The organism is Caulobacter sp. FV1ye13L, assembly GCF_058681155.1.
In genome coordinates this window covers 252,218-274,360 of record NZ_CM178732.1, presented here as the reverse complement: position 1 = coordinate 274,360, position 22,143 = coordinate 252,218, and the positions used below count along the sequence as shown (strand labels likewise).

General features: G+C 67.0%; 18 protein-coding genes and 2 pseudogenes. 8 read left to right on the top strand and 12 right to left on the bottom strand.

Annotated elements, in window-relative coordinates; translation table 11 throughout:
- Window positions 1-29 precede the first annotated feature (29 nt).
- Both ACW176_RS01230 and ACW176_RS01225 read left to right on the top strand, forming a co-directional pair.
- Window positions 30-1,169, top strand: coding sequence for a hypothetical protein (locus ACW176_RS01230; protein ID WP_492110582.1), 1,140 nt, complete (start codon window positions 30-32; stop codon window positions 1,167-1,169).
- 90 nt (window positions 1,170-1,259) lie between these two features.
- Window positions 1,260-2,069, top strand: coding sequence for a response regulator (locus tag ACW176_RS01225; protein WP_492110581.1), 810 nt, complete (start codon window positions 1,260-1,262; stop codon window positions 2,067-2,069).
- 138 nt (window positions 2,070-2,207) lie between these two features.
- On the opposite strand, the gene ACW176_RS01220 is transcribed toward ACW176_RS01225, so the two are convergent.
- From ACW176_RS01220 to rpoH, 3 genes are all read right to left on the bottom strand, one after another.
- Window positions 2,208-4,463: a TonB-dependent receptor plug domain-containing protein gene (locus ACW176_RS01220; protein ID WP_492110580.1), complete on the bottom strand. Its 2,256-nt coding sequence runs from the start codon at window positions 4,461-4,463 to the stop codon at window positions 2,208-2,210.
- A gap of 156 nt (window positions 4,464-4,619) precedes the next feature.
- Entirely contained in the window at window positions 4,620-5,333 is a 714-nt protein-coding gene (locus ACW176_RS01215) for an alpha/beta fold hydrolase (RefSeq protein WP_492110579.1), read from the bottom strand.
- A gap of 132 nt (window positions 5,334-5,465) precedes the next feature.
- A complete protein-coding gene (rpoH, locus tag ACW176_RS01210; RefSeq protein ID WP_419318317.1) occupies window positions 5,466-6,353 on the bottom strand; it encodes an RNA polymerase sigma factor RpoH in 888 nt (295 codons plus the stop codon).
- Window positions 6,354-6,563: 210 nt separating this feature from the next.
- Here rpoH and ACW176_RS01205 point away from each other — a divergent pair, with 210 nt between their 5' ends.
- The 4 genes from ACW176_RS01205 (at window position 6,564) to ACW176_RS01190 (ending at window position 10,544) form a co-directional block, all read left to right on the top strand.
- Window positions 6,564-6,926, top strand: a complete 363-nt coding sequence (locus ACW176_RS01205; protein ID WP_492110578.1) for a phage holin family protein — start codon at window positions 6,564-6,566, stop codon at window positions 6,924-6,926.
- Between the two features lie 101 nt (window positions 6,927-7,027).
- Window positions 7,028-7,558, top strand: coding sequence for a VOC family protein (locus ACW176_RS01200; RefSeq protein WP_492110577.1), 531 nt, complete (start codon window positions 7,028-7,030; stop codon window positions 7,556-7,558).
- 1 nt (window position 7,559) lies between these two features.
- Window positions 7,560-8,210 carry a carboxymuconolactone decarboxylase family protein gene (locus tag ACW176_RS01195; protein WP_492110576.1) on the top strand — a complete coding sequence of 217 codons (651 nt, stop codon included), beginning with the start codon at window positions 7,560-7,562 and terminating at the stop codon, window positions 8,208-8,210.
- Window positions 8,211-8,330: 120 nt separating this feature from the next.
- The gene (locus ACW176_RS01190; RefSeq protein ID WP_492110575.1) at window positions 8,331-10,544 is read left to right on the top strand and encodes a putative bifunctional diguanylate cyclase/phosphodiesterase; all 2,214 of its coding nucleotides are present in this window, start codon (window positions 8,331-8,333) and stop codon (window positions 10,542-10,544) included.
- A gap of 97 nt (window positions 10,545-10,641) precedes the next feature.
- Here the strand turns inward: ACW176_RS01190 and ACW176_RS01185 are convergent, their stop codons facing one another.
- From ACW176_RS01185 to ACW176_RS01165, 5 genes are all read right to left on the bottom strand, one after another.
- On the bottom strand, window positions 10,642-11,667 hold the full coding sequence (locus tag ACW176_RS01185; RefSeq protein WP_492110574.1) for a beta-eliminating lyase-related protein: 1,026 nt from the start codon (window positions 11,665-11,667) through the stop codon (window positions 10,642-10,644).
- A complete protein-coding gene (locus ACW176_RS01180) occupies window positions 11,667-12,074 on the bottom strand; it encodes a GFA family protein (protein ID WP_419318305.1) in 408 nt (135 codons plus the stop codon). The genes ACW176_RS01185 and ACW176_RS01180 overlap by 1 nt, the downstream gene beginning before the upstream one ends.
- A gap of 21 nt (window positions 12,075-12,095) precedes the next feature.
- Window positions 12,096-13,247: an epoxide hydrolase family protein gene (locus tag ACW176_RS01175; RefSeq protein ID WP_492110573.1), complete on the bottom strand. Its 1,152-nt coding sequence runs from the start codon at window positions 13,245-13,247 to the stop codon at window positions 12,096-12,098.
- Between the two features lie 201 nt (window positions 13,248-13,448).
- Entirely contained in the window at window positions 13,449-14,348 is a 900-nt protein-coding gene (locus tag ACW176_RS01170) for an EamA family transporter (RefSeq protein WP_419318301.1), read from the bottom strand.
- A gap of 108 nt (window positions 14,349-14,456) precedes the next feature.
- Window positions 14,457-15,062, bottom strand: a complete 606-nt coding sequence (locus tag ACW176_RS01165; protein ID WP_492110572.1) for a TetR/AcrR family transcriptional regulator — start codon at window positions 15,060-15,062, stop codon at window positions 14,457-14,459.
- A 91-nt stretch (window positions 15,063-15,153) separates the two neighbouring features.
- On the opposite strand from ACW176_RS01165, the gene ACW176_RS01160 reads away from it, so the two are divergent.
- On the top strand, window positions 15,154-16,542 hold the full coding sequence (locus ACW176_RS01160; protein ID WP_492110571.1) for a carotenoid oxygenase family protein: 1,389 nt from the start codon (window positions 15,154-15,156) through the stop codon (window positions 16,540-16,542).
- 43 nt (window positions 16,543-16,585) lie between these two features.
- Here the strand turns inward: ACW176_RS01160 and ACW176_RS01155 are convergent.
- Window positions 16,586-16,668: pseudogene (locus ACW176_RS01155) on the bottom strand (hypothetical protein); the annotation flags it as partial.
- Window positions 16,669-16,743: 75 nt separating this feature from the next.
- Between ACW176_RS01155 and ACW176_RS01150 the strand changes: the two are divergent.
- Entirely contained in the window at window positions 16,744-17,799 is a 1,056-nt protein-coding gene (locus ACW176_RS01150; RefSeq protein WP_492110570.1) for a DUF2855 family protein, read from the top strand.
- Between the two features lie 18 nt (window positions 17,800-17,817).
- Here the strand turns inward: ACW176_RS01150 and ACW176_RS01145 are convergent.
- The 3 genes and pseudogenes from ACW176_RS01145 to secA all read right to left on the bottom strand — a co-directional run.
- Window positions 17,818-17,960 (bottom strand): annotated as a pseudogene (locus tag ACW176_RS01145) (hypothetical protein); the annotation flags it as partial.
- A 15-nt stretch (window positions 17,961-17,975) separates the two neighbouring features.
- Entirely contained in the window at window positions 17,976-18,866 is an 891-nt protein-coding gene (locus ACW176_RS01140; RefSeq protein ID WP_492110569.1) for an alpha/beta hydrolase family protein, read from the bottom strand.
- A gap of 345 nt (window positions 18,867-19,211) precedes the next feature.
- Window positions 19,212-22,061, bottom strand: a complete 2,850-nt coding sequence (gene secA / locus ACW176_RS01135; protein ID WP_492110568.1) for a preprotein translocase subunit SecA — start codon at window positions 22,059-22,061, stop codon at window positions 19,212-19,214.
- Window positions 22,062-22,143: the final 82 nt, after the last annotated feature.

Here is a 22,143-nt window from a genome sequence, read left to right as displayed (position 1 = left end):
AGCAACAGGGTCTCCAGAGGGTCCTGTTCTTGTCAGTGCGTCGAAAACTCAAGCCGGTGCGCAGCAATGACCGGGTGACCCGCAGCCTGCGGGCGCTGGAGCGTACGGCCTCGACCAGTCGTGTGCTGAACCTGCTGGCCATCCAGGCCGACAGCGGGGGACGCGCCGATTACGCCGAGCATCCGCTGTTTCGCAACCGGATCCTCAACACCGCCCTGATCCTCAAGCACCGCCTGCGCAGCGACGACATCTTCCTGTTCGACGAAGCCCAGGCGACGGCGACCAAGATCATCATCCCCTTTGACCGCAGCGATCTGGGCCTGGGCGGCCAGTCGTTCTTCGTGGGGCAGCGCGGCTGGGTCGATCTGCTGCAGGAAGCCTGCAACGACACCACCGACATGGTCCGCGACATCGCCACCCTGCGCATGATCGACATGCTGCCGTCGCTGGACCCCTTTTTGTTGCGCGAGCACCTGCGCCGCCACGGCATGACCGTCGCAGCCTGCTATTTCGCCCTCTCGGCGGCCGATCTGGAGCAGATGCAGGGCTTTGTCAGCCAGGAGATCTCGCGCCTGATCGATCTGGCCTATCGCGACACGGGCCGCTTCTCCGGCGCTCACGCGGCGCGGCTGGTCGAGGCCCTGCTGTCGACCGATGTCGACGAACGCCTTGAGCCGCTGCGCGAGACCCTGGTGCTGGAGGGCGAGAGCTTCAAGGAAGGCGTCTTCAGCTGGAAGGGCTTCCTCTACTACAAATGGATGCTGACCCGGCTTTGGCCCCAGTTGGCGACCGTGAGCGCCGAGATCGGCCAGTTGGTCATCCCCGGGGCGCGCGACGCCGAGACCGCTCGCTATCTGGATGAGGCCCGCAAGCGCCTGCAGGCCAGCGTGATGCTCGAGCGCCAGGCCGTGCAGCGCACGCTGAAGGTCTATGACGACGCCTTTGAGGATCTGATCGAGAACGGCAGGCCGCAGGCTTTCCGCGCCTTCCTGCTGCGCGCGCCCGAACTGTTCCTGTCGCTGGGTGAAAAGGTCGGGGTGATCTCGCACATCGCCAGCTACTGGCGCTATCGCTTTCCGGCCGGGAGCGTGCCGACCGCCCAGGTCGACGAAGCCATCGATATATTCCAAGACTTCGAGGGCGGACTCAGTGTGTCCTTGACCAACTGATCTGACGACGTCGTGCGCCTTATCAAGGTGATTTTTACGAACTGCCGTTAAGGTTGGGGCAGAGTAACCCTTCGAGGAGCCGAGTACCCGGTGTTTGACGGCAATAACCGCACCCTTCAGCGTGTCGCCGCCAAGGTTCAGCGGGTGCTGGTCGTTGACCCCAATCCGGCGACGGCGCGGCTGCTGGCTGACCAGCTGAGGCAGCTGGGCAATGTGCAGATCTATCCCGCCGCCACCGCCGAGAAGGGCTATGCGATGGCCCGCACGGTCGATCCGCAGCTGATCTTCGTCGAGCATGCCAGCGCCGGGATCGACGGCTTGATGCTGACCCGCAAGATCCGGCGCAGCGAACTGGTCTGCCGCGAGGCGCCGATCATCATGTGCACCGCCGAGGCGACGGCCGAGGCGATCTTCGGGGCCCGTGACGCCGGGGTTCACGAATTCATGCGCAAGCCGTTCACGATCGGCGATCTGGAGCGCCGCCTCGAGGCGGTGACCCTCAAGCCGCGCGACTGGATCGAGGGTGTGGGCTATGTCGGCCCCGATCGCCGCCGCTTCAACTCGGCCGAATACAAGGGGCCGCGCAAGCGCAAGGCCGACGCTGCCGGCACGATCGCCGCGCGACTGTCCCAGGCGCTGCGCATCGTCCGCTCGGCCGCCGGAGCGCTGGACAGCGATCCCATGCAGGCCCGCCGCGCCCTGGCCGCCCAGGCGGTGGAGCTGCGCAAGATCGGCGATGCCGTCAAGGAGCCCCGCCTGGTCGCGGCCGCCGAGGCGCTGGAAGACTGCATGAAAAGCGAGGCCTCCGGAACAGAGGCCCGCGCCGCCCTGGTGGCGCGCATCGACTCGCTGATGGGCTTTATGGCCGCAGACGACGACGGGGGCCGGGGGGCGGCCTAAGCGCTCTTGCGGTCGTCGCCACTTGCCCCCTAGGGGCTGCTGACCGGTCAGGAGCAGGCGGGTCCGAGCCTGCCGACCACAAAAAAGGGCGGCGTCCTCGCGGACGCCGCCCTTCTTCGTTTCCGGAAAGTCTTCCGTCTAGAACGCCATGCGGGCGATCAGTTGGAAGACCGGACCGGCCTCTTCGCTCTCCAGCTCGTATTCGTCAAAGTCTCGCGACACTTGATCAGCGGTGCTGCCAAACTTGTTGAAGACCTCTTCCTTCTTGGCGTTCAGCAGGTTGGACCCGGTCAGACGGACCGTGAACTTGTCGCCAAAGCGCTTTTCCACAAACAGCTCCAGGTCGGCGCCGTATGTGGTGGTGACCTCTTCGCCGATGATCCGGCCATAGGCCTCGCCCTGCTTGCGATAGGTGGCCCCGAAGGCGCCCCCGAAGGTGGGCAGGTCCTGGATGAAGCCGACGTTCAGCACATAGTCCGACTGGCTGTTGAACTTGCGGCTGCCGAAGGTGTCGTCGATGTCGCTGTCCAGCCAGGAGTAGTTGAAGAACACCCCGGTGTTCTCCAGGCCGAAGGCGGTCAGCGGGGTGGAGAGGTCGAACTCGATCCCCATCACCGTGCCGTCGCCGACGTTCTGGGTCTGCAGCAGCCGAGCCGGCGAGCCGGCCGAGCCCGTGCCGATGCTGGTCAGCTCGATCAGGTCGGTGACGTCGCGATAGAAGACGTTGACGCCGGCCACGCCGCGCGAACCCAGGCGGTGCTCATAGCCGACATCCAGGCCCCAGGCCGTTTCCGGCTTCAGGTTGGGATTGCCGACATAGTCGTTGTCGCCGAACTCTTCTTCCAGGGTGACCGGCGAGATCTGGTCGAAGCCCGGGCGACGGACCGTGCGGGCCACCGAGGCGCTGATGCGATCCGTGCTGGTCAGGCTCCACTTCAGGTGGGCCGAGGGCAGCAGGATGGCGTAGTCGGTCGAAGTGGAGCGCAGGGCGGGGGCGACCGTTTCGTCCTGGATGTCGACGTCGGTGGTCTCGTAACGGACGCCGGCTTGCCACTTCACGTCGCCGGCCTTGCCCGAGAGCATGACATAGGGGTCGAGGCGGGTTTCCTTGATGGCGCTGTCGCCGCCCGGGGCCGGAACATAGGGCTTGTCGGCGGGCGGAGTGGCGGACGGCAGGTTGTAGCGGTTGCGCGGGATCTCGGTGATCAGCGTATCGCGATCCTTCTGCTGGTACTGGACGCCGAATTCCGCATCGAAGCCGGCCAGGGCGCGCTTGTGCTCCAGCTTGGCGGTGAATTCCTTGTCTTCCAGCTCGGTCTTGGCCTTGTCGCCGGTGAAGCGGTCGCCATCCGGGAACGGGATAGCGTCGCGCAGATATTCGATCTCGTTCTCGAACTCATACTGGCTGTCGGTGAACACCGAATAGCCCAGCTTGACGGCTGTCTCGCCGCCCAGCATCTCGCGCTTGAACTTGCCGTTGACCGACCAGTTGTCGGTCTGGATGTCGACGTCGTTGTCGTTGACGCTCAGCAGATCGGCGATCTGCTCGCGGCCGCTGCGATACTCCAGCGAATCCTCGTCGGCCAGGCGATCGGTGCGGACATAGAAGCCGCTCAGGTCCAGCTCGCCGCCGGCCAGGGGCATGCGGTAGTTGGCGTTGAACGAATAGTCGGTGCCGTTGCGGACGTCCGACTGCAGTTCGGTGTTGTTCAGAGCCGCGCCGGGCGCATCATAGCGCCAGCTGGTCTTTTCCTTGGGGTTGCGGCGGCCCTGGATGTTGGCGCCGACCAGCAGGCGGCCGGGGCCGACCTCGCCGCCCCACACCGCGCCCAGCGTCTCGCGCAGGCGGCCGTCATTGAGGTAGATGCCGCCGGCCCGGATGAAGCCGCCGTCCAGGGCGTAGGCGTCGCGCAGCACGATGTTCAGGGCGCCGGCCATGGCGTCGCCGCTGCGATTGGCCGAGGCGGAGCGGACCACTTCGATGCGCTCGATCATCTCGGCGGGAATGCGGTCGACGAAGAACGAGCGGTCGGCGCCAGCGCCGGGCACCTTTTCGCCGTTGATCAGGATCTGGGTGTAGGCCGCGTCCAGGCCGCGCAGGCGCGCGCCGTCCGATTCCAGCACGTCCGACAGGAAGGTGACGCTGGGCACGCGCTTGAGGGCGTCGCCGGCGGTCAGGGGTTCGAAGCGCTGGAAGTAGTCCAGGCCATACTCCAGCACCGGGGCGGTCTGCTCGGAGCGGTTGCGATAGGCGATCTGGGCCTGGACGACGATTTCCGAGGCGGTGACCGGCGCATCTGCGGTGGCGATCGGGGCGTCTTCGGCGGCCGAAGCCGCAGAGGCGATGGCCAGGGGCGCGAGCGCCGCCAAGGCGAACAGCATGGTCTTTTTCATTGATAAATCCCCCATCCAGCGCCCAGGCTTCCTGGCCCGCGCGCCGCTTGATTTCACGGGGCAGGGCATAGTTTCGCCGGGAACCGACCGCCAGTGATGTTTGGTTGACGGTTTTGTCTCAGATTTGTGGCGGTCCAGGGAAGATCCGTGCTCTGACTATCGGGGCCCAGAAGGGCGTTCCAGCCAATGGCGCAAGGCTCCATTGACCGCGCCGGGGGTCTCCATCGGGGTCATGTGACCGGCCTTGGGGATGACCAGCAGGTGCGAGCAATCGATGTCGCGGGCCATCTGGCGGTGACCAGAAGCCGGGGTGATGGCGTCATTTTCGCCACAGAGGATCAGCATCGGGCAGCGCAGGGCCCGCAGCGCCGCCTCGCCGTCTTCGCGCGGCAGGCTGTTCTGGCGGATGAACACCTCGCGACCCAGCCGCAGGGTCATGGCGGTGATCCGGCCCGTCAGCTCGGCGTCCGACAGGCGGGAGGGGTCGATATAGCTCTTCAGGATCGCCTGGCTGATGCCCAGGAACTCGCCCGGCTTGCGGGCGGCCTCCGTCAGGGCCTGGCGCCGCGCGGCGCGCTCGGGCGTGTCGACCCGGATCGAGGTGTCCAGCAGGGCCAGGCGCGCGATGCGCTGGGGCGCGATCCGGGCGATCTCCTGGGCCACATAGCCGCCCATCGAAAACCCGGCCAGGGCGAAGGTCGGCTCGGCCTCTGCCAGCACGGACTGCGCCAGTTCGCGGATCGTTTCGCCGCGCGTCAGGTCGGGCACGTACGGCCGGGCGACATCAGCCAGACCGGCGATCTGGTCCCGCCACAGCTCGGCGTCGTTCAGCAGGCCGGGCAGGAGGATGAGCTGGGGGAGGGAAGGCATGGGGGCTTATAGTCGCTCCTCCCCTCTTGGGGGAGGTGGCCCAGAGGGCCGGAGGGGGCCAGCACGGCTTGGGCCGCATTAGCCCCCTCAGTCACTTCGTGACAGCTCCCCCCAGAGGGGGAGCAGCTTTGATCAGGCCTCGACCATGTTCTTGGCGATGGCCGCCTCGCGCATGCTCTTCTGAAGCTTTTCGAAGGCGCGGACCTCGATCTGGCGAACCCGTTCGCGGCTGACGCCGTAATGGGTGGCCAGGTCTTCCAGGGTGGTGGGGTCGTCCTTCAGCCGGCGCTCGGTCAGGATGTGACGTTCGCGGTCGGTCAGTTCGACCATGGCTTCCTGGAGGAGGCCCATGCGCAGGGACTTCTCTTCGTTCTCGGCGACGACGGTCTCCTGGCTGACCTGGTTGTCGTCGGCCAGCCAGTCCTGCCACTCGCTCTCGCTGTCCGAACGCAGCGGGGCGTTGAGCGAGGCGTCAGGGCCCGACAGACGGCGGTTCATCGAGATGACCTCGCTGTCCAGCACGCCCAGCTTGGTGGCGATGGCGCTGACCTGGTCGGGACGCAGGTCGCCGTCCTGGAAGGCCTCGATCTGGCTCTTGGCCTTGCGCAGGTTGAAGAACAGCTTCTTCTGCGCTGCGGTCGTGCCCATCTTCACCAGCGACCACGAGCGCAGGATGTATTCCTGGATCGAGGCGCGGATCCACCACATGGCGTAGGTGGCCAGGCGGAAGCCCTTGTCGGGCTCGAATTTCTTCACGGCCTGCATCAGGCCCACATTGCCTTCGGAGATCACTTCGCCGATCGGCAGGCCGTAGCCGCGATAGCCCATGGCGATCTTGGCCACCAGACGCAGGTGGCTGGTGACCATCTTGTGGGCGGCTTCGGAGTCCTGATGCTCTTTCCAGCGCTGGGCGAGCATGAACTCTTCGTCCTTGGGCAGCATCGGGAACTTGCGGATCTCGGTGAGATATCGCGACAGGCCGCCGTCAGGCGACATCACCGACAAAGAGCTAACGGCCATACGAATTACTATCCCCTTGGGCTGACGGATCGCCCGCCTTATCCCCTCACAACAGGTGAGATAGGAAGCGGTTGCGGCCAAGTTAAGCCCGGTAACGCATTTGTAATGTCCGAGCGCTGGGCTCGGGTATTGAGCGCCCCAACCCTGACCTTGAATCAGGGCGCCTTCGCGGCGATCTTCAGGGGGAAGTTTGCGCAAAGGTAAGTCGGGATGTTCCGTTTTGTTTTTCGGGTGCTGTTCGCGGCCCTGGGCCTGTGGCTGGCGGATCGCCTCCTGGGCGGGATCTCGGCCGACGGCTGGCCGACCCTGATCCTGGCCGGCCTGCTGCTGGGGCTGGTCAATGCGGTGGTCAAGCCGGTGGTGGTGCTGCTGACCTTCCCGATCACCATCCTCAGCCTTGGCCTGTTCCTGTTTGTGGTGAACGCCGCGATGCTGGGCCTGGTGGCCTGGCTGCTGGACGGGCTGGTGGTCAACGGCCTGATGTCCGGCATCCTGGGCTCGATCATCGTCGGCGTGGTCAGCTGGGCGGGCCAGGTGATGATCGGCGATAGCAAGGGCCGCGAGGAGGCCTGAGGGGCTACCCAAACGGAAAGCTGCCCCGCGCGCCCAACTTGATCTAACCTTCCTGAACAGACGCGGCGGCCATGGGACCGCCGCGCGGGAGGAGGCTCAGGATGAGCATTGCCGGCGTCAATCACCTGGCCCTGGTCTGCCGCGACATGGCGGAGACCACCCGGTTCTACACCCAGGTCCTGGGCATGCCCCTGGTCAAGACCGTGCAACTGCCGGACGGCGGCCAGCACTTCTTCTTCGACTGCGGCGGCGGCTCCAGCCTGGCCTTCTTCTGGTGGGCCGACGGGCCGCCGGCCGCGCCGGGGATCGCGTCGGTCAAGGCGTTCCCGCAGGAGCCGCGCACTGCCGTGGGCTCGATGAACCACATCGCCTTTTCCGTGCCTGAAGACGAGCTTGAGACCTGGCGCCAGCGCCTGGTCGACGCCGGGGTCGAGACCTTCCCGATGGTGGTCAATCACGACGACAGCGAGATGGGCGTGGCCCACAGGAACCACGACGGCGTCTTCGTGCGCTCGGTCTATTTCACCGACCCCAATGGCATCATGATGGAGCTGGCCGCTTTCACCCGGCCCTTTACGCCCGGCGATGTGCGCCACGAACCGGGCTCTGTCCGCGTTCCGGCGGAGGCCTGAGATGCCGCGCCTGCGCGAGGTTCCCCGCGCCGAGGTGACCGATCCCAAGGTTCTGGCCCTGTACGACCAGCTGTTCGGCGCCCGCGATCCGGTGGCCCAGCCCGGCACAGCCACCGGCACGCGCGGCGACTGGTGGACGGTCTTTGCCAACAGCCCCGATGTGCTGATGCACGCCGCGCGCGGCTTTGGCCTGTATCGCGACCCGGCCCGCAAGATCGATCCGGTGCTGCGAGAACTGGCCCAGACCCGGGCCGGCTGGACGCGGGGCAGCCAGTTCGTGTTCTCCCAGCACTGCAAGTCGCTGCGGGGTCTGGGCGTCGGTGAAGACAAGATCGCCGCCGTGCCGGCCTGGCAGGTCTCCGACGTGTTCGACGCCAGGGAGCGCGCGGTGCTGGCCTATGCCGACGCCCTGGTGCTGGACGGCGGCCGGGTGGCTGACGGCGTGTTCGAAGCCCTGAAGGCCTTTCTGGACAGCGAGCAGATCCTGGAGCTGACCTACATCACCTGTCTCTACGAGATGCACGCCGTGATGAGCCGGGCCTTGCGGCTGGAGTTTGACGATCGTCCCGAGGCGGTGGTCGAGGTCGCCGCGCCGACAGGCTTTGCGGCGCGGGATTTCATGGATACGGGGACGGCGGACAAGTCACGGTAAACGCCGCCGCAAACACTGTGACGCCGGCATGAAGTTTTCGCGAAACAAGGCCCTAAAGTACCCAAATTAGGGGGGCGTTAGCTCGGCCATGGTCCCTACGGCTCTAGTGGAGGCGTAGTCATGTTCACCTTGCGAGATACCGTTTCTTCCCTGGCCCCGGCGCGGCGCGACGATATGGGCAAGGTGCTCTACGAGCGGTTCCGCGAGGAGCCCGACACGCTGATCATTCCGGTGCTCGATGACGAGGACCGCCCGATCGGTCTTGTCGAGCGCAACGCCTTCTTCCTGCGCATGGCGGCTGAATATGGCCGCGCCCTGTACGCCAACCGACCGATCTCGGCCCTGATGGATGTCGAGCCCCTGGTGGTCGACGCCGACACCCCCCTGGCCGAGTTCACCAGCGACAGCCTGTCCTATCGCGCCTCCGACCTTCTGCGCGGTTTCATCGTCACCGACGGCGGCCGCTATCTGGGCGTGGGCACGGTGCTGGCCCTGCTGCAGGCCGCCAACGAGATCAACCGCCGGGGCGTGGTGGAACTGGCCGCCGCCAAGGCCGACGCCGAGCGCGCCCAGACCTTTATGACCGCCGTGGTCGAGGCCATGCCCTCGATGGTCTTCGTCAAGCGGGCCGACGATCACCGCTATGTGCTGCTCAACCGGGCCGGCGAGAAGACCCTGGGCTTCTCGCGCGGCGAGGTGATCGGCCGAACCGATGCCGAGTTCCACCCGGCCGAGCAAGCGGCCATCTATGTCGAGCGCGACCGCGAAGTGCTGAAGTCCGGCGAAGTTCGCATCATTGAGGAAGACCTGGTGCCGCGCAAGGATGGCTCCCTGGCCATTCTCCGCACCAAGAAGATCGCCATCAATGACGCCGACGGCCGGCCCGAATACCTGTTGGGCATCTCTGAGGACATCGCCGACCGCAAGCGCGCCGAGGCCCAGATCGCCCGCCTGGCCCACTATGATCCCCTGACCGAACTGCCCAACCGCGTGCTGTTCCAGAAGGACCTGGGCGAGGCCCTGGCCCGCCGCTCACGCACCGGCGACCAGTTAGCCGTGCACTTCATCGACCTGGACCGCTTCAAGACCGTCAACGACACCTTGGGCCATCCGCTGGGCGACGCCCTGCTGCGCATCGCCGCCGAGCGCCTGCGCGGCTGCGTGCGCGAAGGCGACACCGTGGCCCGCCTGGGCGGCGACGAGTTCGCCGTCGTCCAGACCGGCCTGACCGACCTGACCGGCGCCACGAGGCTTGCCGAGCGGGTGGTCGAGGCCATGGCCGCGCCCTTCGACCTGCAGGGCCATCAGGTGATGATCGGGGCCAGTGTCGGGGTCTCGGTCGCGCCGTCCGACGGCGACAACCCCGACGAACTACTGAAAAAGGCCGACATGGCCTTGTATCGCGCCAAGGCCGACGGCCGCGGGGCCTTCCACTTCTTCGAGCGGGCCATGGACGAGCAGCTTCAGGCGCGCCGGGCCCTGGAACTGGACCTGCGCCGCGCCCTGGTGGCCGGCGAGTTCCAGCTCTATTACCAGCCGCTGTACCATCTGGGCGACGACCGGGTGACGGGCTGCGAAGCGCTGCTGCGCTGGAACCATCCCGATCGCGGCATGGTCTCGCCGGCCGACTTCATTCCCATCGCCGAGGAGATCGGCCTGATCGTCCAGCTGGGCGAGTGGGTGCTGCGCGAGGCCTGCGCCGAGGCCGCCACCTGGCCCGACCATGTGCGGCTGGCGGTCAATCTGTCGCCGGCCCAGTTCCGTGACCGGGGCCTGGTGCGCACAGTGGTCTCGGCCCTGGCGGTGTCAGGTCTGTCGGCCGAGCGGCTGGAACTGGAGATCACCGAGTCGGTGCTGCTGCAGGACAATGTCGCCAATATGGGCATGCTGCATGACCTCAAGGCCCTGGGCGTGCGCATCTCGATGGACGACTTCGGCACGGGCTACAGCTCGCTCAGCTATCTGCGCAGCTTCCCGTTCGACAAGATCAAGATCGACCAGACCTTCGTCCGCGACATCCTGGAAGACAGCGACGCCATGGCCATCATCAAGGCCGTGCTCGACCTGGGCGCCAGCCTGGGCATCGTGACCACGGCCGAGGGCGTCGAAACCGTCGAGCAGCTCAACGCCCTGCGCGATCAGGGCTGCGCCGAGATCCAGGGCTATTTCATCAGCCGGCCCGCTCCGGCCAGCGAGATCGCGCGCATGCTGGGCGTCGAGGCGCGCGATCTGCGCGCGCCGGCAGGTCGCCAAGCCGTGCTGACCTTCGCTCACAAGGAGGCTCCGGCCGTGAAGCCGCGCGCCAAGAGCGGCGTGCGAAGGGCGAAAGCCTAGACGCCTTCGGGCGGGCTGATCGACAGCTGAACGACCATTTGAAACTGCTCTCGCCGGCCTTCGCCGGGGAGAGCGGGTCGTGGGTTCTCGGCCGGGTCTAAGCCACACGCTTCAAGGCCGCGCCCAGATCCTCGACCATCTCCGGCGTCGTAGCCCAGGAGCACATGAAGCGGGCCGTGCCGTCCAGGAAGCGATAGACGAACCAGCCCTCGCCGCGCAGGCGCTCCAGCGCTGGCTCGTCCATGTCGACAAAGACGCCATTGGCCTCGACCGGGTGGCGGATGGGGAAGGGCATCAGGGCCGCCAGTTTCCGGGCCATGGCGTTGGCGTGGGCCGCCCGCGCCGCCCAGGGTCCGCCATCGTTTGCCTCACCCAACAGGCCCAGCCACGGGGCGGCCAGGAAGCGGCTCTTGCTGACCAGTTGGCCGGCGTGCTTGAGCCGGGCGTCCAGCCGCCGGGCGTGACCCGGATTGAGGAACACCACGGCCTCGGTCGGGGTCGAGCCGGCTTTCGTGCCGCCCATCACTAGAATGTCGACGCCCATCTTCGCCACCGACTTCAGGTCAAAGCCCGCCGCCACGGCATTGGCCAGCCGCGCGCCGTCCAAGTGGACGCCATAGCCCCTGGCCTTCACCGGCGCGATCAGCGACCGCAGGTGAGCCTCGTCATAGACCGTGCCGTACTCGGTGGCGGTGGTCAGGGACAGGGCGGCGGCAGGTTGGTTGTAGGACACTTCGGGCCGGGCCAGGGCCGTCTCCAGCGCCGCAAGCGCGATCCGCCCCGAGGCGCCGGCCAGGCCGATCAGGCCGACGCCCTGGCCGAAGAAGCCGGGCGCGCCGGTCTCGTCGGTGCAGATGTGAGCATGCTCGTGGGCCAGCACCGCCTCGTGCGGCTGGGCCAGAACCGTCAGGGCAAAGGCGTTGGCCGCCGTGCCCGAGGCCGTGAACCGCACCTGGGCGTCGGCGTCCAGCAGGGCGCGGATGCGGTCGGCGGCGGCGGCGCTGACATGGTCGGTCCCATAGCCCGAGGCCGTGCCCGCATTGGCGGCGATCAGCGCCTCCATCACCTCGGGCATGGCGCCCGCGACATTGTCGGAAGCGAAGTCGTAGCGGGCTGTTGTCATCAGAACGGCGGATTCTCTGGAAAGCCGGGCGTGGCGGGGTCGATGACATGCCACGGCGGCGCCGAGCTGGTCCAGATGCGCACGCCAGGCTTGAGATCGGCGGAGTCGTCCAGCCCACCCAGTTTCACGGCCAGGAACGGCGCGCCGATGTCCGACAGCAGGGGCGTGCCGCAGTCGGGGCAGAAGACGCGTCCAACAGTGGCGCCGCTGCCGCCCGGCCGGTCATAGCGTTTGGGCGCGCCCTCCACGAACCGCACGCTGTCGCGCGGCGCCATGGCGATGAAGTTGGGGCCGCCGCCCGAGGCGTACTGGCAGTCCCTGCAGTGGCAGACGGCGACGCCCATGAACTCGGCGTCGATCTCGTAGCGAATGGCGCCGCACAGACAGCCGCCGGTCTTGAGAGTCATCAGAGGTCTCCGGTTTCAGGGTCAGGCCTGGCGGGCCCAGGCGCGCACATCTTCGACGAACAGTTCAGGCTCTTCCATCGCCGCGAAGTGGCCGCCGCGCGGCATCTCGGTCCAGCGCTGGATGTTGTAAGCCCGGTCGCACCAGGAGCGCGGCGGGGCCTGATACAGCACCTCGCCGGGGAAGTTGGCGAAGGCGGTGGGCGTCTCGCATCGGGTCCCGGCCGGCAGGGTGACGCCGCCTTCCTCCATGACGCCGCGATAGTACCAGGCGGCCGTCGTGAAGCTGCCGGTCATCACATAGAGCATGATGTTGGTCAGCAGCTTGTCGGGGCTGAACACCGTCTCGAAGGGCTTGCCGGACAGATCGGCCCAGTCGTGGAAGCGCTCCAGGATCCAGGCGGCCTGGCCGACGGGATTATTGGCCCCCATCCAGGCCAGGGACTGGGGCTTGGAGACCTGCAGGCGCAGATAGGCGCCCATCATGTCCATGGCGAAGGCTGTGCGCTGGATCCAGGCGGCCTCGGCCTCGCCCTGAGGCGCGCCGTGGGGGCGAAAGCCGATCATGTTCAGGTGGATGGCCTTGACGTGCGCCGCGTGGTCCAGCCCCAGCCATGAGGTCACCAGCCCGCCCCAGTCGCCGCCCTGGGCCAGGTAGCGCTCATAGCCCAGTTCCTGGGTCATCAGGGTGTTGAACAGCCTTGCCGTGGCCCGCTGGCCGATCGGCGCCTTGGGCTTTCCGGAAAAGCCAAAGCCTGGCAGGGACGGGATCACCAGATCAAAGGCGTCGGCCGGGTCGCCGCCGAACCGCGAGGGGAAGGCCAGGGGCTCGATAGCGTCCCAGAACTCGAAATGGCTGCCCGGCCAGCCGTGGGTCAGCAGCAGGGGCCGCTTGCCGCCCGCCTCGCCGACCACGTGGACGAAGTGGATGTCCAGGTCCTCGACCCGGGCGGTGAATTGCGGATAGCGGTTGAGGGTCTCCTGCGCCTTGGCCACATCGAAGCCGTCGGCCCAGTAGGCGGTCAGGCGCTTGAGGGTGTCGGCGTCGCAGCCATGGTTCCAGCCGCCGCTCGCGAAGGTCCCCTCGGGCGCGACGGGGAACTCATAGGCCCGGATCTGGTCGCGGACCTTGTCGATGGCCTGCGGGCTCCACTCGACCTTGAACGGCGTGGCCATGGCGTCCTCCCTGTTTTGCGGAGAGGGTCAGGCGGGTGACGTGGGGGAGGTCAACCCCAACCTCCGCTCTCCCCGGCGAAAGCCGGGGCCCAGATTCAGCCAGAGCGTCTGGGGATGATGCGCCTTCCGACGGTGTGAAAACTCCCGCCTCTCTGGGTTCGATCTGGGCCCCGGCCTTCGCCGGGGAGAGCGGAAGTGTTGCTAGGCCTTCGCCACCAAGAACCGCCCTCTGATCTTCGGCCACAGCATGTTCACCGCCAGGCCCGTCAGCACCAGGGCGGCGGCGCCAAGCTTCCAGGCGGGCAAGGCTTCCCCCAGCATCAGGGCCGAGGCGCCCATGCCAAACACCGGGATCATGAGGGCCATCGGGGAGATGGTGGCGGCCGGATAGCGGGCCAGAAGCCAGCCCCAGGCGGCATAGCCGAACATGGTGTTGCCCACCGCCTGCCACAGCACCGCAGCCCAGGTCAGGGCGTCGGCATTGCGCACCCCGGCGACCATGGCGCTCCAGCCTTCCAGCCACAGCGACATCATAAACAGCGGCGGGATCGAGAACAGGCTGGCCCAGACGACATAGCCCAGCATGTTCACGCTGCCGGCCTGACGGGCTACGATATTGCCGCCAGACCAGCCGGCGGCGGCCAGCAGCACCAGCCCGACGCCCAGCGGCGTGGCCGAGCCGCCGCCATGGGCGGCGATCAGCACGATGCCGGAAGCCGCCAGCAGCAGGGCGACGACCTGGAACGGCTGCACCCGCTCGCCATTGATCTTCATGGCCATGCCGATGGTGAAGAACACCTGGGTCTGCACGACCAGCGAGGCCAGCCCCGGCGAGATATGGCCCTTCATGGCCAGGAACAGCATCCCGAACTGTCCGGCCCCGATCAGCACGCCATAGGCGGCCAGGTTGCGCCACGGCACGTCCGGCCGCTTGACGAAGAAGGCCATGGGCAGCAGCACCAGGGTGAACCGCAGGGTGGCGAACAGCAGGGGCGGCAAGTGATCCAGCCCCACGCGGATGACCACGAAATTGGTGCCCCACACCGCCACCACGGCCAGGGCCAGCAACAGATGGCGCAGGGGCAGGGGCGCAGCGGTCATCGGCGGGTCCTTTTGGGCGGGCGTCCCGCCTTTGATCCCTGGCGTCCCGCCCTGCAACGGAAACATTGTCTCGGTGACAATCCGGAGGCCGGGCCGGGCCGGGCGGGATCAGGGCTGCGGCAGCCCCAGTCCGCGCAGCAGGGTGGCAAACATCAGGCGCCGTAGGGCCTGGGGGTCGATCGTCGGGGCCAGCTTGCCGGTGATCTGCAGCATCAGCATGCCGTGCAGCACGGACCAGAACATGTGGCCGATCATTTCGGCGTCGCCCTCCAGCAGGCCGGCCTTGATCATGCCCTCGACGTGGACGGTCATGGTCCGCCGGGCCCGGGCCACAGCCGCCTGCAGGTCGGGATAGTCGGCCTCGGTCGGCTGGTTGAGGTCGAACATCAGCCGGTAGGCCTGGGGCTGGGCGAGGGCAAACTCGATATAGGCCATGCCGGCCTGGCGAGACTGTTCCATCGGGGCCGCCGCGGGCCCCACTCCGGCCTCGAGGGCCTCGGCGAAGCGGGTGAAGGCGGCGGCCCGCACGGCGGCGAGAATGGCGTCCTTGTCCTGGAAATAGCGATAGGGCGTCATCGGGCTGACCCCCATGGCGGTGGCCAGCTCGCGCATGGTCACGGCCTCGGGGCCACGTTCGGCGAACAGGGCCTCGGCGGCCACGCACAGGCGACGACGGAACTCTTCGATGTCTTCGGAAGACAGGACGCGGGGCACTGACGAATCCCAGTTGACGGACTGATTTTCTTACAACATAAATTTACAACGTAAACAATAAGCCATCACGACCACAGCCCGGAGACCGACCATGGACGGCGAGGTTCGCATCAACCCCTATCTGACCGGCAATTTCGCGCCGGTGCGCAGCGAGGATGATTTTGAGCTGGTGGTGGAGGGCGTCCTGCCCCCCGGCCTGACGGGGACGCTGTACCGCAACGGGCCCAATCCGCAGTTCGAGCCGCGCGACGGCAACTATCACTGGTTCGTCGGCGACGGCATGCTGCACGCCTTCGCGATCAAGGATGGTCGAGTGACCTACAAGAACCGCTGGGTGAAGACGCCCAAGTGGCAGACGGAGCACGAGGCGGGCCAGGCCCTGTGGGGCAGCTGGGGCAATCCGATGACCTCGGATCCTTCGGTGATCGGCCGCACGGACGGCGCGGTGGCCAACACCAATGTCGTCCAGCACGCCGGCAAGCTGATGGCTCTCGTTGAGAGCAACGCGCCCTTCACGGTCAGCCAGGGCGACATGGAGCCCGAGGGCTTCGCCGACTTCGGCGGCAAGGTCACGGCCCACCCCAAGACCTGCCCGATCACCGGCGAGATGGTGTTCTTCGCCTATGCCGATGATCCGATGCCGCTGTCGAACAAGGTCAGCTGGGGCGTGGCCGATGCGGCCGGGACCCTGCTGAAGCGCGAGACCTTCGAGGCGCCCTATTGCTCGATGATCCACGACTTCGCGGTCACCCGCGAGCATGTGGTCATTCCGGTGCTGCCCCTCACCGGCAGCCTGCAGCGGGCCATGGGCGGCCAGCCGGTCTTTGCCTGGGAGCCGGAAAAGGGCGGCCAGCTGGCGGTGCTGCGCCGCGACCAGGGCGTGGCCAGTCTGCGGTGGATCGAGGCCCCCAAGGGCTATGTCTTCCATGTGATGAACGCCTTCGATGAGGGCGAGACCATCATCGTCGACGTGATGCGCTACGCCTCGGCGCCGCTGTTCCCCAAGGCCGACGGCACGCGGGGCGAGAACGCGGCGGCCTATCTGGTGCGCTGGACGATCGACCTGGCCAGCGGGTCGGTGAGCGAGACGCCGCTCGATGATCTGGCCGGAGAGTTCCCGCGCTTCGACGAGCGGCTGGCGGGCCTGCCCTATCGCCACGGCTGGTTTGTCGGTCAGAGCCTCAAGCCCGGCGACTTCCGCACCAACATCATCGCCCATATCGACCTGGAGACGGGCCGTCGCAGCGAATGGAGCGTGCCGGCCGGCGATGCGGTGTCCGAGGCGGTCTTCACCCCGGCCTCACCGACTGCGCCGGAGGGCGAGGGCTGGCTGACGGCGGTAGTCTATCGCGGCCAGCTGAACACCAGCGAGCTGGTCGTGCTAGACGCGATGAACGTCGCAGCGGGTCCGGTGGCGAGCGCCAGCCTGCCCCGGCGCGTGCCGTTCGGGTTCCACGGCAACTGGGTGAATGCAGCCTAGGCGCCGACCAAACCTTGTCATCCCGGAAGCCTCGCAGAGGCTATCCGGGACCCAAGGGCCGCCGCATCGCGGTTGCCCTGGGTCCCGGCTCTCCACTTCGTTGCGGCCGGGATGACAAGCCGTTTTGGATGTCGAACAATCGTTTGACGTCGGGGCTTCAGCTGCGCTTACCTCACCCCCAACAACCAAGGGAGCGCCGCCATGGCCTGGGATTTTCTGGTCGCCAAGACCGACCTGAGACAGACACAATTCCAGCCCGCCACGCTGCCGGACCTGGCCGAGGGCGAGGTTCGCCTGGCCGTCGACAGCTTCGCCCTGACCGCCAACAACATCACCTATGCCGTGTTCGGCGAGGCCATGCGCTATTGGGATTTTTTCCCGGCGGCGGAGGGTTTCGGCCGCGTGCCGGTCTGGGGTTTCGCGACGGTCGAGGCCTCCAGCCACCCCGACATCGCGGTCGGTCAGCGCTTCTACGGCTACTATCCGATGTCGACGCACCTGACGGTGCAGCCCCGCAAGACGCGCGGCGGCTTCGCCGACGCCGCGCCGCACCGCCAGCATCTGGCGGCGGTCTATAATCAGTACACGGCTGTTGACGCCGAGGATGGAACAGAGGCGCTGCGGTCCCTGCTGCAGCCGCTGTTCATCACCGGCTTCCTGATCGATGACTTCCTGGACGAGCACGCCATGTTCGGCGCGGGATCGATCATCCTGTCCAGCGCCTCGTCCAAGACCGCCATCGGCCTGGCCTTCCTGCTCAAGCAGCGCGGCGGGGCCAAGGTGGTGGGCCTGACCTCGGCGCGCAATGTGGCCTTTGTCGACGCCCTGGGCTTCTACGACCAGGTCGTGACCTATGACGACTTCCCCACGGCGCCGATCGCCACGCCGGCGGTCTTTGTCGACTTCGCGGGCGACGCCGGCGTGCTGGGCGCGGTCCATCGGCGGTTCGGCGACGACTTGGCCTATTCCTGTCTGGTCGGCGGCACGCACTGGGAAGCCGCGCGCGGGGCGGGCGACCTGCCTGGTCCCAAGCCGATCCTGTTCTTCGCCCCCGACCGTGTGAAAAAGCGCCAGGAAGACTGGGGTCCCGGCGGCTTCGAGAGCCGCTATGGCGCGGCCTGGAGCGCCTTCGTCGCCGACGCCGGGCGCTGGCTGAAGGTCGAGACCGGCCAGGGCCAGGACGCCATCGCGGCGACCTATCTGGCGGTGCTGGAAGGCCGGGCGGGGCCGGAGACCGGGTGCGTGGTGCGGCCTTAGTCTTCTACAATAGCACCGTCATTCCCGCCCTTGTGGCGGGAACCCCTGGTTCAGCTCGCATGTGAAGCGCCAGCGAAGTGCGCGCGCACTTCGCCCCTCCCGCCCTTGCGGCGGCACGAGGGGTTCCCGCCACAAGGGCGGGAATGACGGTGGAAAAAGGGGAAGCGTGCGGAAGCTTATTTGCCCGCCATCGCGTCGATCACCCCCACGATCCGCGCCCACGCCGCCGAGGTCGGGTCGATCAGCTCGAAATGCCCCGCGTCGGCAATCGTGATCTCTTCCACCCGGTCGCCCGCCGTCTTGGCCCTGGCCGCGAAGTCGACGCCGAACACCGGCGGCACGATCGGGTCCAGCGCGCCGGAGATCACCGCCAGCGGCGTCCTGATCGGCAGGAAGGCCGGCGGCGAGGTGTCGGCATAGCGATCAGGCAGCGCGGCGCCGGCGGTCAGCTGGTCGATGGTGTCGGGCCCGCCGCAGGCGTCGGGACCGGTGGCGCGATAGGCGGCCAGGTCGTTGATGCCGGCCAGGCTGACCGCGCCCCGGATCTTCAGCGGCTTGCCCACGCGCAGGGGGCTGGCCTTGGGCAGGCGATCGCGGCCCGCCGCCCAGGTGGTCAGATGCCCGCCGGCCGAGTGCCCCGCCACCACCACGCGTTTCAGGTCCAGATGATGCTCGGGCGCCAGCGCGCGCAGTTTGTCCAGGCCGTTGGCCACATCGACGAAGGTGCCCGGATAGCCGCCGCCCGGCTCGCCCAGCCGGCGATAGGCCAAGTTCCAGACCGCATAGCCGCGCCCCTGCAGGTCCTTGGCCATATAGGCCATCAGCTCGACGCTGGGATACTTGGCCTGCCAGCAGCCGCCATGGATCAGCACCACCACCGGATGCTTGCCGGGCCCCTGCGGCAGCCACAGATCGCCGAACTGCTCGGGCTCGGCCCCGTAGGGGATGTGGGCCGTCGGCTGGGCGCGGGGCATGTCCAGCAACTGCCGAAAGGTCTTGGGCGCGGCGGCGGCGGGACCGGCCGCGATCAGGACGAGGGCGGCGGCGGCGAGGCTGGCGAGGCGCATGGAGGGTCTTTCGTCGAACGGCCCGCCAGCTAGCCCCGCGCCGGCCCGATGCGTCAACAGGGCGCGTCAACGGGTCAGGTGGCGGGTGACGGGGCCGTGATGCTGGTTGGGGCGGCATAGGCGCCGGGGCGGCGAAAGCGCCAGTCTTCTCCCTTCCCCCTTGATGGGGGAAGGGCCGGGGATGGGGGTGATGCGGCGGTTCAGCCGGCAAGGGCCCCAATCAAGCTGAGCGGCCCAGCCACCCCCACCCAACCCTCCCCCATCAAGGGGGAGGGCTCAAGACAACGCCCGCCCTGGTTCCCCGGGGCGGGCGCTTGGCAACTCAAACTCAAAGCCCGGAAGCCGCTAGACCAGCGACCCGTGGCACTGCTTGAACTTCTTGCCCGAGCCGCAGGGGCAGGCGCCGTTGCGGCTGGTGTTTTCCCAGCCTTCCGGCAGCACCGAGACCGGCAGGGCCTCGCGTTGCTGGGGCGACAGACCCTCGGGCAGAGCGCCGGCCGTGGCGATATTCTCGCCGGTCAGCGGGTCCATATGGACCTCGATCAGGTTTTCCGGGCTGTGCAGGGGCTCGGGCTCGGCATAGGCGATCTCGACCGTCATCAGCCAGCGGGTGGTGTTGGTGCGCAGGTCGCCCAGCAGCTTTTCGAACAGGCTGAAGGCTTCGGTCTTGTACTCGTTGAGCGGATCGCGCTGGCCGTAGCCGCGCAGGCCGATGACGTTGCGCAGGTGGTCCAGGTGCATAAGGTGCTCGCGCCACTGCAGATCGATCATCTGCAGCAGGAAGCTCTTTTCGACCGAACGCATCTGCTCGGGGGTGATGATCTCTTCGCGCTGGGCGGCGTAGGCGTCGGCGGCCTTGGTCAGACGCTCGCGCATCTCCTCGTCGGCGATGCCTTCCTCGGCGGCCCATTCGGCCAGCGGCAGGTCCAGGCCCAGGATCGACTTGACCCGCTCGGTCAGGCCCTCGATGTCCCACTGCTCGGCATAGGCCTTGGGTGGCAGGTGGCGCAGGACCAGGTCGTCGACCACGTCGCGACGCATCTCGTGGATGATGTCGGAAAGGTCGGTCGACTCCATGAACTCCTGGCGCTGCTCGAACACGGCCTTGCGCTGGTCGTTGACGACGTCGTCGTACTTCAGGAGGTTCTTGCGGATCTCGTAGTTGCGCTGCTCGACGCGCTTCTGGGCGGTGGCGATGGCGTTGTTGAGCCACTTGTGGGTGATCGCCTCGCCTTCCTGGACGCCGAAGGTGCGCATGATCGCATCCAGACGCTCGCCGGCGAAGATGCGCAGCAGGTCGTCTTCGCACGACAGGAAGAACTTGGACCGGCCCGGGTCGCCCTGACGGCCGGTGCGGCCGCGCAGCTGGTTGTCGATGCGGCGGCTTTCGTGGCGCTCGGTGCCCAGCACGAACAGACCGCCGGCGGCCAGGGCCTTGGCCTTGGACTCGGCGATGTCGGCCTCGATCTCGGCGCGCATGGCCAGTTCGTCGGCGGGCAGCGGCGTGATGCCCAGGCCCTTCTGCTGCTGGCGCCAGCTGGCCAGACGCATGTCGAGATTGCCGCCCAGCTGAATGTCGGTGCCGCGGCCGGCCATGTTGGTGGCGATGGTCACCGCGCCGGGCGCCCCGGCGTCGGCGACGATGCCGGCTTCCTGCTCGTGGAAGCGGGCGTTCAGCACCTGGTGGGGAATGCCCTTGCCGGTCTTGTAGACGATGTCGAAGGCGTCATCGCCGATCTTGGCCAGTTCCTTGTCGTCCTTGCCGGCGTGCTCGGCTTTCGGAGCCCGCGACATCTCGACCTTGTAGGCATAGGTCGACAGGAGCTTGGACAACTCCTCTGACTTCTCGATCGACACGGTGCCGACCAGGATCGGCTGGCCGCGCGCATGGCAGTCGGCGATCTGAATCAGGATCGAGTCGTTCTTCTCGCGCTCGGTGCGATAGACCTCATCGTCGTCGTCGATGCGCATCACCGGACGGTTGGTCGGGATTTCGCTGACGCCCATCTTGTAGATGTCGTCGAATTCCTGAGCCTCGGTCGAGGCCGTGCCGGTCATGCCCGACAGCTTGGTGTAGAGGCGGAAATAGTTCTGGATGGTCACCGAGGCCAGGGTCTGGTTCTCGGGCTGGATGTCGGCGCCTTCCTTGGCCTCGATGGCCTGGTGCAGGCCTTCCGAAAGGCGGCGGCCGGTCATCATGCGACCGGTGAACTCGTCGATCAGGATCACCTCGTCGCCCTTGACGATATAATCCTTGTCGCGCGTGTAGAGCACGTTGGCGCGCAGGGCCTGGTTCACATGGTGGACCAGCGAGATGTTGGCGGCGTCGTACAGACCGGCGGTGTCCTCGGCCAGGTGGCCGCCTGACATCAGGACCTCTTCGATACGCTCCTGGCCGTCCTCGGTGAGGATGACCTGCTTCTGCTTCTCGTCGTGATCGTAGTTGGTCTTGTCCTTGATGAGCTCCTTCACCAGGACGTCGACGGTCTTGTACAGGCTGCTGCGGTCCTCGGTCGGACCCGAGATGATCAGCGGCGTGCGGGCTTCGTCGATCAGGATCGAGTCGACCTCGTCGACGATCACGAAGTGGTGGCCGCGCTGGACCATTTCCTCGACGCTGTAGACGAGGTTGTCGCGCAGATAGTCGAAGCCGAATTCGTTGTTGGTGCCGTAGGTGATGTCGCTGCGATAGGCGCGCTGACGGTCGCCCTGGCTGAGGCCGTTGACGATCACGCCATAGCTCAGGCCCAGGAAGTTGTAGATCTGGCCCATCCACTCGGCGTCGCGCTTGGCCAGGTAGTCGTTGACGGTAATGACGTGAACGCCCTTGCCGGCCAGGGCATTGAGATAGGTGGGCAGGGTGGCGACCAGGGTCTTGCCTTCACCCGTGCGCATTTCCGAGATGCCGCCGAAGTGCAGCACCATGCCGCCGACCAGCTGGACGTCGAAGTGGCGCATGCCCAGCGCCCGCTTGGAGGCCTCGCGCACCACGGCGAAGGCTTCGTGCAGGATGTCGTCGAGGGTTTCGCCCTTCTCGAGGCGCGCCTTGAACTCGTCGGTCTTGGCCTTCAGCGCCTCGTCGGACAGTGCGGCGAGTTGCGGCTCAAAGGCGTTGATCTTCGCCACACGGGCGGTCAGCGTCTTGACCTTGCGGTCGTTGGAAGAGCCGAAGAGCTTTTTGGCGAAGCCGAGCATGAAGTCGAAATTCCGGTGAAGTGTTAGGCGCTGTGGGCGTTGGGGATCGCGCAAGGTCATTACCAAGCACGACTATTCCGGC

What these genes read in the sequence shown, in the direction of transcription:
- rpoH (WP_419318317.1), bottom strand. Translation starts at nt 6,353, where the DNA reads ATGGCCGTTAGCTCTTTGTCGGTGATGTCGCCTGACGGCGGCCTGTCG.
- ACW176_RS01140 (WP_492110569.1), bottom strand. Translation starts at nt 18,866, where the DNA reads ATGCGCCTCGCCAGCCTCGCCGCCGCCGCCCTCGTCCTGATCGCGGCC.
- ACW176_RS01205 (WP_492110578.1), top strand. Translation starts at nt 6,564, where the DNA reads ATGTTCCGTTTTGTTTTTCGGGTGCTGTTCGCGGCCCTGGGCCTGTGG.
- ACW176_RS01175 (WP_492110573.1), bottom strand. Translation starts at nt 13,247, where the DNA reads ATGGCCACGCCGTTCAAGGTCGAGTGGAGCCCGCAGGCCATCGACAAG.
- ACW176_RS01180 (WP_419318305.1), bottom strand. Translation starts at nt 12,074, where the DNA reads ATGACTCTCAAGACCGGCGGCTGTCTGTGCGGCGCCATTCGCTACGAG.
- ACW176_RS01195 (WP_492110576.1), top strand. Translation starts at nt 7,560, where the DNA reads ATGCCGCGCCTGCGCGAGGTTCCCCGCGCCGAGGTGACCGATCCCAAG.
- ACW176_RS01185 (WP_492110574.1), bottom strand. Translation starts at nt 11,667, where the DNA reads ATGACAACAGCCCGCTACGACTTCGCTTCCGACAATGTCGCGGGCGCC.
- ACW176_RS01150 (WP_492110570.1), top strand. Translation starts at nt 16,744, where the DNA reads ATGGCCTGGGATTTTCTGGTCGCCAAGACCGACCTGAGACAGACACAA.
- ACW176_RS01170 (WP_419318301.1), bottom strand. Translation starts at nt 14,348, where the DNA reads ATGACCGCTGCGCCCCTGCCCCTGCGCCATCTGTTGCTGGCCCTGGCC.
- ACW176_RS01200 (WP_492110577.1), top strand. Translation starts at nt 7,028, where the DNA reads ATGAGCATTGCCGGCGTCAATCACCTGGCCCTGGTCTGCCGCGACATG.
- ACW176_RS01190 (WP_492110575.1), top strand. Translation starts at nt 8,331, where the DNA reads ATGTTCACCTTGCGAGATACCGTTTCTTCCCTGGCCCCGGCGCGGCGC.
- secA (WP_492110568.1), bottom strand. Translation starts at nt 22,061, where the DNA reads ATGCTCGGCTTCGCCAAAAAGCTCTTCGGCTCTTCCAACGACCGCAAG.
- ACW176_RS01215 (WP_492110579.1), bottom strand. Translation starts at nt 5,333, where the DNA reads ATGCCTTCCCTCCCCCAGCTCATCCTCCTGCCCGGCCTGCTGAACGAC.
- ACW176_RS01160 (WP_492110571.1), top strand. Translation starts at nt 15,154, where the DNA reads ATGGACGGCGAGGTTCGCATCAACCCCTATCTGACCGGCAATTTCGCG.
- ACW176_RS01220 (WP_492110580.1), bottom strand. Translation starts at nt 4,463, where the DNA reads ATGAAAAAGACCATGCTGTTCGCCTTGGCGGCGCTCGCGCCCCTGGCC.